The organism is Mesorhizobium sp. M0060 (genome assembly GCF_040323155.1).
Classification (GTDB): domain Bacteria; phylum Pseudomonadota; class Alphaproteobacteria; order Rhizobiales; family Rhizobiaceae; genus Mesorhizobium.
The window spans coordinates 66977-81652 of the sequence record NZ_JAMYUP010000004.1; the positions used below are offsets into that span (position 1 = coordinate 66977).

Sequence of the window (14676 nt, forward strand, 5' to 3'; positions counted from 1 at the left end):
GTTGCCAAAGAGATTCGATGACCTATTGCGTCGGCCTGAAGATCGATCGCGGGCTCGTGTTCATGTCGGACACGCGCACCAATGCCGGCATGGATTCGATCTCGACCTTCAGGAAGATGCATGTCTGGGAGGAGCCGGGCGAGCGCGTCATCGTTTTGATGTCGGCCGGCAATCTGGCGACGACCCAGGCCGTGGTCAGCCTCCTCGATGAACGCACCAAGGCAGTGGCGGAGCGCCACGCCACGCTGCTCGAAACCCCCTCCATGTACCAGACAGTCCGGTTGGTCGGAGACACCGTCAAGGAGGTCATCGCCAGTTCGTCGCCGGCAGGCGAAAAGGCGGATTCCTATTTCAATGCATCCTTCATCCTTGGTGGCCAGATCAAGGGCAGCGCGCCGCGTCTGTTCATGATCTATCCGGAAGGCAATTTCATCGAATCGACCGACGATACGCCGTTCTTCCAGATCGGTGAGACCAAATACGGCAAGCCTATCATCATCCGGGCTTACGAAAAGACGATGAGTTTCGCCGAGACAGTGAAGCTGCTGCTGGTGTCGTTCGACTCGACGCTGAAGTCGAACCTGTCGGTCGGCCTGCCGCTCGACCTGCTGTTCTATGAAAAGGACACCTTCAAGGTCGGCCTCAAAAAGCGAATAACCCAGGACGATCAATATTATCGCACGATCTCGGACAGCTGGTCGAACGCGCTGAAGACCGCCTTTGCCAGCCTGCCTGATTTTCCCGAATGAAAAACCTTCGTTTTTCGTGCTCTTTGATCGCGGCTCGATGAGGCGCTACGGAGGCGAAGATGAATAGCAACGAATTCCGCGAATGGTCGCTGCGAGCGGCTGAATGGGGCGCCGACTACAGAAACAGCCTTCGCGAAAGACCAGTGCGGCCGCTTGTCGAGCCGGGCGAAATCTTCAGAAGCATCGATGTCGCGCCGCCGGAAGACGGCGAAACGATGCAGGCAATCTTCGCCGATTTCGAGCAAAAGATCCTGCCGGGCATGACGCACTGGCAGCATCCGCGTTTCTTCGCCTATTTTCCGGCCAATGCGGCACCGGTCTCCGTCGTGGCCGAGTATCTGGTTTCCGCGATGGCTGCGCAATGCATGCTCTGGCAGACCTCGCCGGCAGCAACCGAGCTCGAGACGCGCGTCATCGACTGGGCGCGGCAGGCGCTTGGTCTGCCGGAGGGATTTTCCGGCGTCATGCAGGATTCGGCCTCATCGGCAACGCTTGCCGCCGTGCTGACCATGCGCGAGCGCGCGCTCGACTGGCAAGGCAACAAGAGCGGCCTGCAAGGCCAGCCGGTAGTGCGGGTCTATTCTTCCGACCAAGTCCATACTTCCATCGATCGGGCGATCTGGGTGTCAGGCATCGGCGAGGCGAACCTCGTGCGCATTCCGGTCGCCGGACGCCTTCGCGCCATGCAGCCGGCGGCTCTGGAAGCGGGGATCGTCGCCGACCGGGAAGCGGGCATGCTGCCGGCCGGCATTATCGCTTGTGTCGGCGGCACCAGCACCGGCGGCACCGACGACGTCGCGGCTGTTGCCGCGGTGGCGAAGCGGCACGGGCTCTATCTGCATGTCGATGCCGCGTGGGCCGGCTCCGCGATGATCTGCCCCGAGTTCCGGCATTTCTGGGCCGGCGCCGAACATGCGGATTCGATCGTCTTCAATCCGCATAAATGGCTGGGCGCACAGTTCGACTGCTCGATGCAATTCATCCGCCAGCCGGAAGACCTCGTGCGCACGCTGGCGATCAAGCCCGAATTCCTGAAAACACATGGCCGCGACGGGGTCATCAACTACTCCGAATGGTCGGTGCCGCTCGGCCGGAGGTTTCGTGCGCTGAAACTTTGGTTCCTGCTGCGTGCGCATGGCTTGGAAAATCTGCGGACCATGATCCGCAACCATGTCGCCTGGAGCGAAGGTCTCGCCACGCGGCTGGCCCGGGAACCGGATTTCGAGATTGTCACGGAACCGATGCTGGCGCTGTTTTCGTTCCGGCACGTGGTGGCCGAAGGCGGGGATGCGGACGAACACAATCTGCGGCTGGTCAACGCGATCAACGATGACGGTCGCATCTACCTGACGCAGACTCGGGTGGACGGGCAGGTGGCGATTCGCTTTCAGGTCGGGCAGTTCGAAACGACTGCGGCGGATGTCGACACTGCGTTCGAGGTCATCACTGAGATTGCGCGTGGCCTGGGTTGACCGGCCTCATCGAGATTGCGCCGGAGCTCTTCTTTGTAGTCACCTGATTTTCATTAGCCAGCTCATGCCTGTTCATAGCTTTCGTTTTCAGTTATAGACAAGAAAAACGAAAACGCGAGGTTGCTAGATGTATCTGTCGCCGCGTCATTCCGAAATTATCCAGATGGCCAAGGATCATGGCCGCGTACTGGTCGAGGAGCTGGCGACGCATTTCAACGTGACGCCGCAGACGATCCGCAAGGATCTCAACGATCTGTGCGACCAGCGGCTTTTGTCCCGTATTCATGGCGGGGCATTGTTCCCGTCCGGCATCGAGAACATGGAATATGAAGCGCGGCGCAAGATCGCCGCCGAGGAGAAGGAGGCGATCGGCCGTGCGGCCGCCAGGCTGATCCCCGACAACGCGTCCCTGTTCATCAATATCGGGACCACGACGGAGGCGGTCAGCAAGTCGCTGCTCGACCACAGCGGTCTGATGGTCATCACCAATAACATCAATGTTGCCAACAGGATGCGTGTATATCCTTCGATCGAGGTGGTGATCGCCGGTGGCGTCGTGCGCGGTTCCGACGGCGGCGTTGTCGGCGAGGCAGCGGTCGATTTCATCAGGCAGTTCAAGGTCGATTTTGCGGTGATCGGCGCCTCGGCCATCGACCATGACGGCGCACTGCTCGACTTCGATTTTCGCGAGGTGAAGGTGGCTCAGGCGATCATCGCCAACGCCCGGCATGTGATCCTGGTGTCGGACCAGACCAAATTCGAGCGCACCGCGCCCGTCCGCATCGGCCATCTGTCGCAGGTCAACACCTTCATTACCGATCGTTGCGACATCCCGTCGGTGCGCAAGATCTGCCAGGAGGCAGAGGTTCAGCTGATTGAAACGTCGCTGTCCTAGAGGTGCCGTTGCGGCATCTGTCGCCAATCATATTTCGTTTGACATTCGTTATCATTTCGAAATAATTCCGCTACGGTTTCGTAAAACCCAAAAAATGTTGCAATGCGAAATCGGAGGAGGACCCTTTTGAGCGCATCACCGATCCATGACATTTTCGTCATCGGTGGCGGTATCAATGGCTGCGGGATCGCCCGCGACGCCGTTGGGCGTGGCTTTTCGGTCTTCCTTGCCGAGATGAACGACTTGGCCAGCGGGACCTCTTCCGGTTCGACCAAACTGATCCATGGCGGCTTGCGTTATCTCGAATTCTACGAATTCCGCCTGGTGCGCGAAGCGCTGATGGAACGCGAGATCCTGTGGAGGAACGCGCCGCATATCATCTGGCCGATGCGCTTCGTGCTGCCATACGCCAAGGGGCTGCGTCCGGCTTGGCTGATCAGGCTCGGGCTTTTCCTCTACGACCATATTGGGGGGCGCAAATTGCTGCCGCCGACGAAAACGCTGGACATGGCCAAGGATCCGGCCGGCAAGCCGCTGAAGCCGCTGTTTCGAAAAGCGTTCGAATATTCGGACGGTTGGGTCAACGATGCCCGGCTGGTTGTGTTGAACGCCCGTGACGCCACTGAGCGCGGCGCAACCATTCGAACTCGTACAAGGGTCGTTAGCGCACGACGTGAAGGCAATCTCTGGACGGTCAGGCTTGAAAACGTGCGGACCGGCGATACCGAAGAGGTCAAGGCGCGGCTGCTGGTCAATGCCGCCGGCCCGTGGGTCGACCAGGTGCTGTCGGCCACCGTCGGCCTGAACGACGTGCACAATGTCCGCCTCGTGCAAGGCAGCCATATCGTCGTCGGCAAGAAGTTCGACGACCCGCGCGCCTATTTCTTCCAGAACCAGGACGGCCGCATCATTTTCGCCATCCCTTACGAGGACGAGTTCACGCTCATCGGCACCACCGACCGGGACTATCCCGGCGATCCGCACGACGTCAGGATCAGTGACGCAGAGATCGACTATCTCTGCGCTGCGGCAAGCGAATATTTCGCGCAGCCGGTCAAACCGTCAGATATCGTCTGGACCTATTCCGCGGTGCGCCCGCTCTACGACGATGGCGCCTCAAAAGCACAGGAAGCCACCCGTGACTATGTGCTGAAGGCCGACGGAGGTGAGGGCGCCGCCCCGATCGTCAACGCCTTTGGCGGCAAGATCACCACCTACCGCCGATTGTCGGAATCGATGCTCGAGAAGATCGAGGGTTTTCTCGGCAAGCGCGGCAAGCCATGGACGGCAAACGCGCCGCTGCCCGGTGGGGACTTTCCCGTCACCGGCTTCGATGCCGAGGTGGCGAAACTGAAAACGGCATACCCGTTCCTCGATGCGCGGCTGGCCCGTCGGCTGACCCGCCTCTACGGCACCCGCGCAAGGAAGCTGCTGGGCCTCACCAAGTCGAACGCGGATCTTGGCCGCAACTTCGGCGCCGATCTCTACGAGGCCGAGGTGCGCTACCTCGTCGAAAACGAATGGGCGGTGACTGCCGAGGATGTATTGTGGCGCAGGACCAAGCGCGGCCTGCGTCTCAGCCGTGAGCAGGCGGCAGTGCTCGACGAGTTCATGCGCGGAATAAGCCGGCAGCACGTCGCTGCTGCCGAATAGGGACGGCCGACTGATGCAGAAAGCCTGGGAGGAGGCATCATGCTGGAACTGAGAAACGTGACGAAGACGGTGGGTGCGGCGGAACATATCCGCGACCTCTCGCTGACGCTTCAGCACGGCTCGCTCAACGTCCTGCTCGGGCCGACGCTCTCCGGCAAGACCAGCCTGATGCGACTGATGGCGGGCCTCGACGTGCCGACCTCCGGCTCGGTCTGGTTCGATGGCAAAGATGTCACCGGCATGCCGGTGCAAAAGCGCAACGTCGCCATGGTCTACCAGCAATTCATCAACTATCCGGCGATGACCGTCTACGAAAACATCGCCTCGCCGCTGCGGGTGGCCGGCACGGAGCAGGCAAAGATTGACAAGGAGGTGCGCAATGCCGCCGCCCTTCTCAAACTGACGCCCTATCTCGACCGCACGCCGCTCAGCCTGTCCGGCGGCCAGCAGCAGCGCACCGCACTGGCGCGCGCCATCGTCAAGAATGCCAGCCTCGTACTGCTCGACGAGCCGCTCGCCAATCTCGACTACAAGCTGCGCGAGGAGATGCGTGCGGAACTGCCGAAGATCTTCGCGGCGGCCGGCACCATCTTCGTCTATGCCACGACCGAGCCGCACGAAGCCCTGCTGCTCGGCGGCAACACGGCAACGCTTTCAGAAGGCCGTATCACGCAGTTCGGGCCGACCATCGAAGTGTTCCGCAAGCCGGTCGATCTGGTGACGGCGAGAACCTTCGCCGATCCGCCGCTCAACACCATCGTACTTGCCAAGAAGGGCCTGGATTTTCTGCTCGAGGGCGGGGTAAAATTACCGGTGCCGGCCGAGCTCTTCGGCATTGCCGATGCGATCTATACGATCGGCTTCCAGCCGCATCATCTTTCCCTCGATCGGCCCAACGCCGCCGCCGTGCCGGTGCGCGCAAAGGTGACGATCACCGAGATCACGGGATCGGAAAGCTTCATCCATCTCGATTTCGCCGATGCCCGCTGGGTCATGCTGACCCATGGCATTCGCGACTTCGAGCCGGACGAGGAGGTCGAGGTGTTCATCGATCCGCGCCACATCATGGTCTTCGACGAGCACGGCCGTGCCGTGGCCGCGCCGAAGCTGGCGGCTTAGGAGGAAGCGATGGCGCGCATCGACGTCAACCATATCCGCCACTCCTATCTGCAGAACCCGCGCACGGATGCCGATTTCGCGCTGAAGGAAGTGCACCACACTTTTGAGGACGGCGGCGCCTATGCGCTGCTCGGCCCATCCGGCTGCGGCAAGACCACGCTGCTCAACATCATTTCGGGGTTGCTGCATCCATCGCATGGCCAGCTGCTGTTCAACGGCAGGAACGTGACCAATTTGTCGACCCAAGAGCGCAACATCGCCCAGGTGTTCCAGTTCCCGGTGATCTACGACACGATGACGGTCTATGACAATCTGGCATTCCCGCTGCGCAATCGCGGCGTGCCGGAGGCCGACGTCGGCCGCAAGGTGCGCGAGACGCTGGAGATGATCGATCTCGCCTCATGGGCGAAGAAGAAGGCGCGCGGACTGACAGCCGACCAGAAGCAGAAGATCTCGCTCGGGCGCGGGCTGGTGCGCTCTGACGTCAACGCCATCCTGTTCGACGAGCCTTTGACCGTCATCGACCCGCATATGAAATGGGTGCTGCGCTCGCAATTGAAGCAGCTACACCGCCGCTTCGGCTACACCATGGTCTATGTGACGCACGACCAGACCGAGGCTCTCACCTTCGCCGACCGGGTGGTCGTCATGTATGACGGCGAAATCGTGCAGATCGGCACGCCGGCGGAGCTGTTCGAGCGTCCGCGCCATACCTTTGTCGGCTATTTCATCGGCTCGCCCGGCATGAACGTCATGCCGGTGGCGATCGACGGCAAGATGGCGCGGCTGGGCTCGCAGCAGATCGAACTGCCGGGCGTGCCCAAGGCGAGCGGCGGCGCCATCGAGCTCGGCATCCGTCCCGAATATGTGCGCCTAGGCAGCCAGGGCATGGCCGTCCGAATCAGCAAGGTCGAGGACGTCGGCCGCCACAAGGTGGTCCGTGCCAATCTCGAAGGGCGCGAGATCGCCGCCGTCATCGGCGAGGACGAGACAGTTCCGGCCGATCCGAAGGTGCGGTTCGATCCGGCCGGCATCAACATCTATGCCGATTCCTGGCGCGTCGAGATGGGAGCCTGAAGTGGAAAAGACCTGGAACAACAGAGCCTGGTTCCTCGTGCTGCCGGTGCTGCTGCTGGTGGCGTTCTCGGCGGTCATCCCGCTGATGACTGTCGTCAATTATTCGGTGCAGGACACTTTCGGCAACAACGTCTTCTTCTGGGCCGGCACGGAGTGGTTCGAGGAATTGCTTTCCTCCAGCCGCTTCTGGCAAGCAATGGTGCGCAACCTGATCTTCTCCTTCATCATCCTGGCAATCGAAGTGCCGCTCGGCATCTTCATCGCGCTCAACATGCCGAAGAAGGGCTGGGGGGTGCCGGTCTGCCTGGTGCTGATGGCGTTGCCGCTGCTGATCCCCTGGAACGTCGTTGGCACTATCTGGCAGGTGTTCGGGCGCAACGATATCGGCCTGTTCGGCTATTACGTCAATGCGATCGGCATAGACTACAACTATGTGCAGGATCCCTACGACGCCTGGGTCACCGTCATCATTATGGACGTCTGGCATTGGACCAGCCTTGTCGTGCTGCTCTGCTATGCCGGCCTGGTCTCGATCCCGGATGCCTTCTATCAGGCGGCCAAGATCGACGGCGCCTCGCGCTGGGCGGTGTTCCGCTATATCCAACTGCCAAAGATGAACCGGGTGCTGCTGATCGCAGTGCTGTTGCGCTTCATGGATAGCTTCATGATCTACACCGAGCCGTTCGTGGTGACCGGCGGCGGACCCGGCAACTCGACGACGTTCCTGTCCATCGACCTCGTCAAGACGGCGCTTGGTCAGTTCGATCTCGGCCCGGCGGCGGCGATGTCGCTGGTCTACTTCCTCATCGTCCTGTTGTTGTCATGGGTATTCTACACCGTGATGACCAATTACGACGCGGAGCGCTGAGATGAGCCGCGCCGACGAGAGGGCCGACAGAGTGAGCGAGACGACAGCTTCGGAAGGGCTCGCCAGCACGCTGCGGCAGGACGAGATCGCACGGCTGATGCGCCGCCGCGGCGAGGAGTCGCGCTGGTGGTGGATCGTGCCGACGCTCTACATCATCGTTCTGCTTTTGCCGATCTACTGGCTCATCAATATGAGCTTCAAGACCAATGGCGAGATCGTCTCGTCGCTGACGCTCTACCCGCACGCACCAACATTGGCGAATTACCGCACCATCTTCACCGACGCGTCCTGGTATTCGGGCTACATCAACTCGATCACCTATGTGGTTATGAACATGGTGATTTCGGTCGCTGCGGCACTGCCTGCTGCCTATGCCTTTTCGCGCTATCGCTTCCTCGGCGACAAGCATCTGTTCTTCTGGCTGCTGACCAACCGCATGGCGCCGCCGGCGGTGTTCGCGCTGCCGTTCTTCCAGCTTTATTCGGCCTTCGGCCTGATCGACACCCATATCGCCGTGGCTCTGGCGCATTGCCTGTTCAACGTGCCGCTGGCGGTGTGGATCCTCGAAGGCTTCATGTCGGGCGTGCCGAAGGAGATCGACGAGACCGCCTATATCGACGGCTATTCGTTCCCGCGCTTTTTCATAAAGATCTTCATGCCGCTGATTGCGAGCGGCATCGGCGTGGCGTGCTTCTTCTGCTTCATGTTCTCGTGGGTGGAACTCTTAATCGCCCGTACGCTGACGACGACCGATGCCAAGCCGATCGCCGCGACCATGACCCGCACCGTTTCGGCCGCCGGTATGGATTGGGGACTGCTCGCCGCAGCCGGCGTGCTGACGCTGATCCCAGGCGCGCTCGTCATCTGGTTTGTGCGCAACTACATCGCCAAGGGCTTTGCCCTGGGGAGGGTATAATGGAGCAGGTCGACAGGAACCCATGGTTATGGGCCGTGCTGTTTCTCGCCTTGGTCGTCGTGGCCTGGATGGCACTTCAAATCGATTTCGTGGCAATGACGGTAGGCTTCAGCGATCCGGCCAATATCCGCTTATGGGGATTTAACCTCTCGTCCAACCTCGACTTTTCCTGGATAGCCTGGACGTGGCCGACGGCGGCCTTCTTTGGGACCATCTTTCTGCTGCTTTGCGGCATGGCGGCGTGGGAATACGTCTCGCCGGGCGGCAATCCGCGCGTCGGGGTGCTGCGCTTCGAAACGACGCGCGGCGACCGCCTGTTCCTGTCGCTGCTTGGCAGCGCCTTTATCCATCTCGCTTGGCTGGGTCTCGTCGGACCCAATCTGTGGTGGGCTCTCGCTCTCTCCGTGGTCTACGCCATCGGCGTGTTCCGCTACGTATAGAGGGGGAATAGTTGGAGCGGCCGCGTGCCGGCGACCGCTTCAGATCGTACTTTAAACTTTAACAGTGGAGGAAATACATGCGACGGCAATTCTTGACATCAACGACTGCGCTTGTCCTGTTGCTTGGGGCAGGCAATGCCTATGCCGGAATGGACGAGGCAAAGGCCTTCCTCGACAAGGAAATCGGGCCCCTTTCGACGCTTTCGCGCGCCGACCAGGAAGCCGAGATGCAATGGTTCATCGATGCCGCGAAACCTTTCGCCGGCATGGACATCAAGGTGGTTTCCGAAACCATCGCCACGCATCAATATGAATCGCAGGTACTGGCGCCGGCCTTTACAGCCATCACCGGCATCAAGATCACGCATGACGTCATCCAGGAAGGCGACGTCGTCGAGAAGATCCAGACCCAGATGCAGACCGGCCAGAACCTCTATGACGGCTGGGTCAACGATTCCGATCTGATCGGTACGCACTGGCGCTACCAGCAGGTGCGCAACCTGACCGACTGGATGGCGGGCGACGGCAAGGATGTCACCAACCCGAACCTCGACCTGAAGGACTTTATCGGCACGTCGTTCACGACCGCGCCCGACAAGAAGCTCTATCAGCTTCCCGACCAGCAGTTCGCGAACCTCTATTGGTTCCGTTACGATTGGTTCAACGACGAGAAGAACAAGGCCGACTTCAAGGCCAAATACGGCTACGACCTCGGCGTGCCGGTCAACTGGTCGGCCTATGAGGACATTGCCGAGTTCTTCACCGGCCGCGAGATCGACGGCAAGAAGGTCTATGGCCACATGGACTATGGCAAGAAGGACCCGTCGCTCGGCTGGCGGTTCACCGACGCCTGGCTGTCGATGGCCGGCAATGGCGACAAGGGCATTCCGAACGGCCTGCCCGTCGACGAATGGGGCATCAAGGTCGACGAGAATTCGCGTCCGGTTGGTTCCTGCACGGCGCGCGGCGGCGACACCAATGGTCCGGCTTCCGTCTATGCCATCCAGAAGTACCTCGATTGGCTGAAGGCCTATGCACCGGCGGAAGCCCAGGGCATGACCTTCTCCGAATCAGGGCCGGTGCCGGCGCAGGGCGCGGTTGCCCAGCAGATCTTCTGGTATACCGCGTTCACCGCCAGCATGGTCGACGCCAGCGCCAAGGCAGTGCTGAACGACGACGGCACGCCGAAGTGGCGCATGGCGCCGTCGCCGCATGGCGTCTACTGGAAGGACGGAATGAAGCTCGGCTATCAGGACGTCGGTTCCTGGACGCTGATGAAGTCGACGCCGACCGACCGCGCCAAGGCCGCCTGGCTCTACGCGCAGTTCGTCACCTCGAAGACGGTCGACGTGAAGAAGAGCCATGTCGGCCTGACCTTCATCCGCGAGAGCACGATCCACGACAAAAGCTTCACCGAGCGTGCGCCGAAGCTCGGCGGCTTGATTGAGTTCTACCGCTCGCCGGCGCGCGTCCAGTGGTCGCCGACCGGCACCAACGTGCCGGACTATCCGAAGCTGGCGCAGCTCTGGTGGCAGGCGATCGGCGATGCTTCGTCGGGCGCCAAGAGTGCACAGGAAGCGATGGACTCGCTCTGCGGCGAGCAGGAGAAGGTGATGAGCCGCATCGAGAAGTCGGGCGTCCAGGGCGATATCGGCCCGAAGATGGCCGAAGAGCATGACCTCGCCTACTGGAACGCCGACGCGGTCAAGAAGGGCAATCTCGCTCCTCAGCTCAAGATCGAGAACGAGAAGGAAAAGCCGGTCACCATCAACTATGACGAGCTGGTTAAGAGCTGGCAGCAATAGGACTGTTTGATGTGGGCGTCAGCGCCCGCATCGCAACACTCAGGGGAGGCGGCATGTTGCCGTCTCCCCTGTTTGCGTGAACGACCGCGACACGTCACGCGTGGTGAAGCCGTAGCACTTTGAATTTGCGCCGACGGGGAGAGAGAATGACCGGGTACATCCTAGCAATCGACCAGGGGACGACATCGAGCCGGGCGATTCTGTTCGATGACAAGATGAAGGTCGTCGGCAGCGGACAGAAGGAATTCACTCAACATTATCCCGCCTCCGGTTGGGTCGAGCACGATCCCGAGGAGATCTGGTCGAGTGTCGTGGAAACGGTAGAGGCTGCGCTGAAGACAGCCGGCTGCGATGCAGCGGACGTCGGCGCGATCGGCATCACCAACCAGCGCGAAACCGTCGTCATCTGGGACAGGGCGACTGGCAAGCCGATCCACAACGCGATTGTCTGGCAGGACCGCCGCACCGCGCCGCTGTGCCAGAAATTGAAGAAGCAAGGGCTGGAGAAGAAGTTCGCGAAAAAGACCGGCCTGCTGCTCGATCCGTATTTCTCCGGTACCAAGATCGCCTGGATGCTGGACAAGGTAAAGGGTGCCAGAAAACGCGCCGAGAAGGGCGAACTGCTGGCCGGCACCATCGACAGTTTTTTGATCTGGCGCCTGACTGGCGGCAAGGTCCACGCCACGGACGCCACCAATGCCTCGCGCACACTGGTCTACAACATCGAACAAAACGCCTGGGACGACGAACTGCTTACCATCCTCGGCATACCGGCGAAAATGCTGCCGCAGGTGAAGGATTGTGCCGATGATTTTGGAATCACGGACAAAAGCCTGTTTGGCGCGGAGATCAGAATCCTCGGTGTGGCCGGCGACCAGCATGCGGCGGCGATCGGCCAGGCCTGTTTCGAGCCAGGCATGATGAAGTCGACCTACGGCACCGGTTGCTTTGCGCTGCTCAACACCGGCAGCGATCTGGTTCGTTCGAAGAACCGGCTTTTGACCACTATCGCCTACAGGCTGAACGGCAAGACCACCTACGCGCTGGAAGGCTCGATCTTTATCGCGGGCGCCGCCGTGCAATGGCTGCGCGACGGCATCAAGGTGATCGGCAAGGCTGAGCAGAGCGGCAAATTGGCAGCGGAAGCCGATCCGACGCAGAACGTCTATCTGGTGCCGGCTTTCGTCGGGCTCGGCGCGCCGCACTGGGATGCCGGGGCGCGCGGCGCCATCTTCGGGCTGACCCGCAATTCGGGGCCGGCGGAATTTGCCCGCGCGGCACTGGAATCCGTTGCGTTCCAAACGCGCGACCTGCTTGACGCCATGCGCAAGGACTGGAAGGGCGCCTCGGCCAAGACCGTGCTCAGGGTCGATGGCGGCATGGTGGCGTCGAACTGGACCATGCAGCGGCTGGCCGACATTCTCGATGCGCCGGTCGACCGGCCGACAATTCTCGAGACGACTGCGCTTGGTGCGGCATGGCTGGCCGGCTCGAAAGCGGGGGTCTGGCCGAAGGCCGCGGAATTCGCCAGGACTTGGGCGCTCGAGCGCCGGTTCAAGCCGGAGATGGATGCTTCGACACGTTCCGCCAAGCTGGCGGGTTGGCGCGATGCTGTGCGCAGGACGCTAAGCATGCAATAAGCACGTAGCCACCGAATTCCCAACCTTGTTTAATGAGGCTGGGCGGTGGCTGCTCGGATGCGTGGGTCGGCTCGGAGAGCGGGTCAGGCAGGGTGAGGGTCCATGAAACACCCAGATTGGTATCCTGCCTGGCGCCAAGAGGCTATCGAGCAACTGAACGCCAAGAATAGACGCTTGCAAGATGATTTCGGCGTCGGCAGTTGGCCTCGTTATGATTACGACCTCAAGACCGGAAAGCTTCTTTTCTCAGATCAAGGTGTCGTCAAGGTCGTCGCCGAGATCCAGGTTGCAGGCTCAACAAGTGGCAAGGGTGGCAATTGGCTTTGGGCCTGGGGAAATTCAAACCTGCCTAGCGACCTGATCACCGACGCCCAGTTGGTCCGATCCTTCGGGGAGAAGAACGGCGTTGACGAACTAACTCAGGTTTTTGTGACGGATAATGACCTGACCGTGCTCGGTTGGGAACTGACCGCCGTAATGGCTCGAATTTGCAACGCCCAAGGACCTACCGTTCTCCTCGTGGCGAAGGAGGAGGCCTCTATCTGATCATCAAGAGCATCAATTGGGCAAACTGACCCTGAGGTCTGCCTGCCGGCCATTCGAGAGGCGATCACAGTGGCGGAGACCTCGAAATTTCGTCGCCCAACACAAACCCGCGCCGTTTCGGGCGCGGGCTTGCAGCTTCTAATCTACGACTCAGTAAGGCGACCGGCATTGCCGGCGCGGACCGTAATTGGGCTGGTACGTGTTGTCAGAGGCACGATAGCTCCGATAACGGTCATAGCACCACTGCACGTGGGCATCGCCGCGATACACGCGATTCTGATTGTTGATGATGGCGCCCGTAATCAGCGCGCCTGTAGCGAAGGCCGCCAGCGGGAACCAGTAATCGCCGTGACGGCGATAGCCGCGACGATATTCGCGATAACCGCGATGGCCACGCCAATACATGTCGTCGTTACGGGCAAAACTGCGCCGGGAGAAATCGCGACGCGAGAAGTCGCGGTTGAAATTCCGGTGCCTCCGCCACGGCTCGTACTGGACAGTCTGGACATTCGAGGTGAGCCCCTGGGCCGGGGGCGCATAGCTGGGCTGAGCGTTGACTGGCACGATCTCCGCGGCAGCGAATGAGATCGAAAGAGTGGTCGCCAGCAGGCCCGACATGATCCTGTTCATAGTCTTCTCCTTGAAACGCGTGTCCCTTATCGCGGGAAACGGGCAGGCTGCGCAAATTGTTCCGCTAAAAATCCCAAGTTGCTGATCCGCAAAGGTTCTCCCGATTTGCTGCTTGCCTTTACCCCCATAGAAGGTGAGCTTCGGCCTTGCGCGGGAGGGAGGCCGTTCCGTCGACGCCGAGGCGCTCCGCAAGGCATGACGACACTGCGGGAAAGCCCGGTTCGCGAGTCGTCTTTTTCCGGTTGACCGGCAGAGGCACTCTCCCTATGTTCCGCGCAATTTCGAGGGCGGCCTTTCTGAGCCCGCGGGAGCGCGTAGCTCAGCCGGTAGAGCAACTGACTTTTAATCAGTAGGTCATGGGTTCGAATCCCATCGCGCTCACCAAAATCCAGATAAGATTCAGCACCTTCTTGCAGGCGGGGAGGTGATCGCGGCCCGGTCGTATTAGCCGCTGGCGCCATCGTCCATCATCGTGCCTGTGAGTGCCTCATAGGCCCTGCTGCACAGCTGAGAACGCGGACAATCCTTCACAACAAGCACTGGCGCCACGGGTAAGAACCGCTGCGGCAAGGATTTGTACACCGAGACGGACAGCGCTTACCTTCCTGCCGAACACGCCGGCCAAGAAAAAGTAGAGACCCTGGGCCATGCAGGCTGCCGTCAGAATGCCCAGAAGCGTGCTGGTCGCTCTTGCGAAGGGCGTTATGTAGCCGTCGGGAAAACCCAGCATGCCGAGATCCGTCGACCATTTCAGCGCCAGCACGGCGCTCAACGCTGCCCAAACGAGGGCCGTCGTACGAGTGAACAGCGTCTGCCTTGGCTTCTCACCTAGATCGGCCATGGAATCACGTCGGAATTGCGTGCCG

General features: G+C 60.7%; 14 protein-coding genes and 1 tRNA gene. 13 read left to right on the plus strand and 2 right to left on the minus strand.

Features of this window, described 5'->3' with window-relative positions; all coding sequences use genetic code 11:
* Positions 1-17 precede the first annotated feature (17 nt).
* From NKJ94_RS05825 to NKJ94_RS05880, 12 genes are all read left to right on the plus strand, one after another.
* Positions 18-749 carry a proteasome-type protease gene (locus tag NKJ94_RS05825; protein WP_352523498.1) on the plus strand — a complete coding sequence of 244 codons (732 nt, stop codon included), beginning with the start codon at positions 18-20 and terminating at the stop codon, positions 747-749.
* 59 nt (positions 750-808) lie between these two features.
* Entirely contained in the window at positions 809-2221 is a 1413-nt protein-coding gene (locus NKJ94_RS05830; RefSeq protein ID WP_352523499.1) for a pyridoxal phosphate-dependent decarboxylase family protein, read from the plus strand.
* A 127-nt stretch (positions 2222-2348) separates the two neighbouring features.
* A complete protein-coding gene (locus NKJ94_RS05835; protein ID WP_254817352.1) occupies positions 2349-3116 on the plus strand; it encodes a DeoR/GlpR family DNA-binding transcription regulator in 768 nt (255 codons plus the stop codon).
* Between the two features lie 126 nt (positions 3117-3242).
* On the plus strand, positions 3243-4769 hold the full coding sequence (gene glpD, locus NKJ94_RS05840) for a glycerol-3-phosphate dehydrogenase (RefSeq protein WP_352523500.1): 1527 nt from the start codon (positions 3243-3245) through the stop codon (positions 4767-4769).
* A gap of 39 nt (positions 4770-4808) precedes the next feature.
* Positions 4809-5888 (plus strand): ABC transporter ATP-binding protein, encoded by a 1080-nt coding sequence (locus NKJ94_RS05845; RefSeq protein WP_352523501.1) that lies wholly within the window; start codon positions 4809-4811, stop codon positions 5886-5888.
* A gap of 9 nt (positions 5889-5897) precedes the next feature.
* Entirely contained in the window at positions 5898-6965 is a 1068-nt protein-coding gene (locus NKJ94_RS05850) for an ABC transporter ATP-binding protein (RefSeq protein WP_352523502.1), read from the plus strand.
* Position 6966: 1 nt separating this feature from the next.
* Positions 6967-7833, plus strand: coding sequence for a carbohydrate ABC transporter permease (locus NKJ94_RS05855; RefSeq protein ID WP_352523504.1), 867 nt, complete (start codon positions 6967-6969; stop codon positions 7831-7833).
* Between the two features lies 1 nt (position 7834).
* Positions 7835-8749, plus strand: a complete 915-nt coding sequence (locus NKJ94_RS05860) for a carbohydrate ABC transporter permease (RefSeq protein ID WP_352523506.1) — start codon at positions 7835-7837, stop codon at positions 8747-8749.
* A gap of 95 nt (positions 8750-8844) precedes the next feature.
* Entirely contained in the window at positions 8845-9189 is a 345-nt protein-coding gene (locus tag NKJ94_RS05865) for a DUF2160 domain-containing protein (RefSeq protein WP_352523851.1), read from the plus strand.
* Between the two features lie 77 nt (positions 9190-9266).
* A complete protein-coding gene (locus tag NKJ94_RS05870; RefSeq protein WP_352523507.1) occupies positions 9267-10994 on the plus strand; it encodes an ABC transporter substrate-binding protein in 1728 nt (575 codons plus the stop codon).
* A gap of 146 nt (positions 10995-11140) precedes the next feature.
* On the plus strand, positions 11141-12634 hold the full coding sequence (gene glpK / locus NKJ94_RS05875; protein ID WP_352523508.1) for a glycerol kinase GlpK: 1494 nt from the start codon (positions 11141-11143) through the stop codon (positions 12632-12634).
* A 102-nt stretch (positions 12635-12736) separates the two neighbouring features.
* Positions 12737-13180: a DUF6882 domain-containing protein gene (locus NKJ94_RS05880; protein WP_352523510.1), complete on the plus strand. Its 444-nt coding sequence runs from the start codon at positions 12737-12739 to the stop codon at positions 13178-13180.
* A gap of 150 nt (positions 13181-13330) precedes the next feature.
* On the opposite strand, the gene NKJ94_RS05885 is transcribed toward NKJ94_RS05880, so the two are convergent.
* Positions 13331-13810: a BA14K family protein gene (locus NKJ94_RS05885; RefSeq protein ID WP_352523512.1), complete on the minus strand. Its 480-nt coding sequence runs from the start codon at positions 13808-13810 to the stop codon at positions 13331-13333.
* Positions 13811-14118: 308 nt separating this feature from the next.
* Between NKJ94_RS05885 and NKJ94_RS05890 the strand changes: the two genes are divergently transcribed.
* Positions 14119-14194 (plus strand) — tRNA-Lys (locus tag NKJ94_RS05890).
* A gap of 103 nt (positions 14195-14297) precedes the next feature.
* Here the strand turns inward: NKJ94_RS05890 and NKJ94_RS05895 are convergent.
* On the minus strand, positions 14298-14651 hold the full coding sequence (locus tag NKJ94_RS05895; protein ID WP_352523514.1) for a hypothetical protein: 354 nt from the start codon (positions 14649-14651) through the stop codon (positions 14298-14300).
* Positions 14652-14676: the final 25 nt, after the last annotated feature.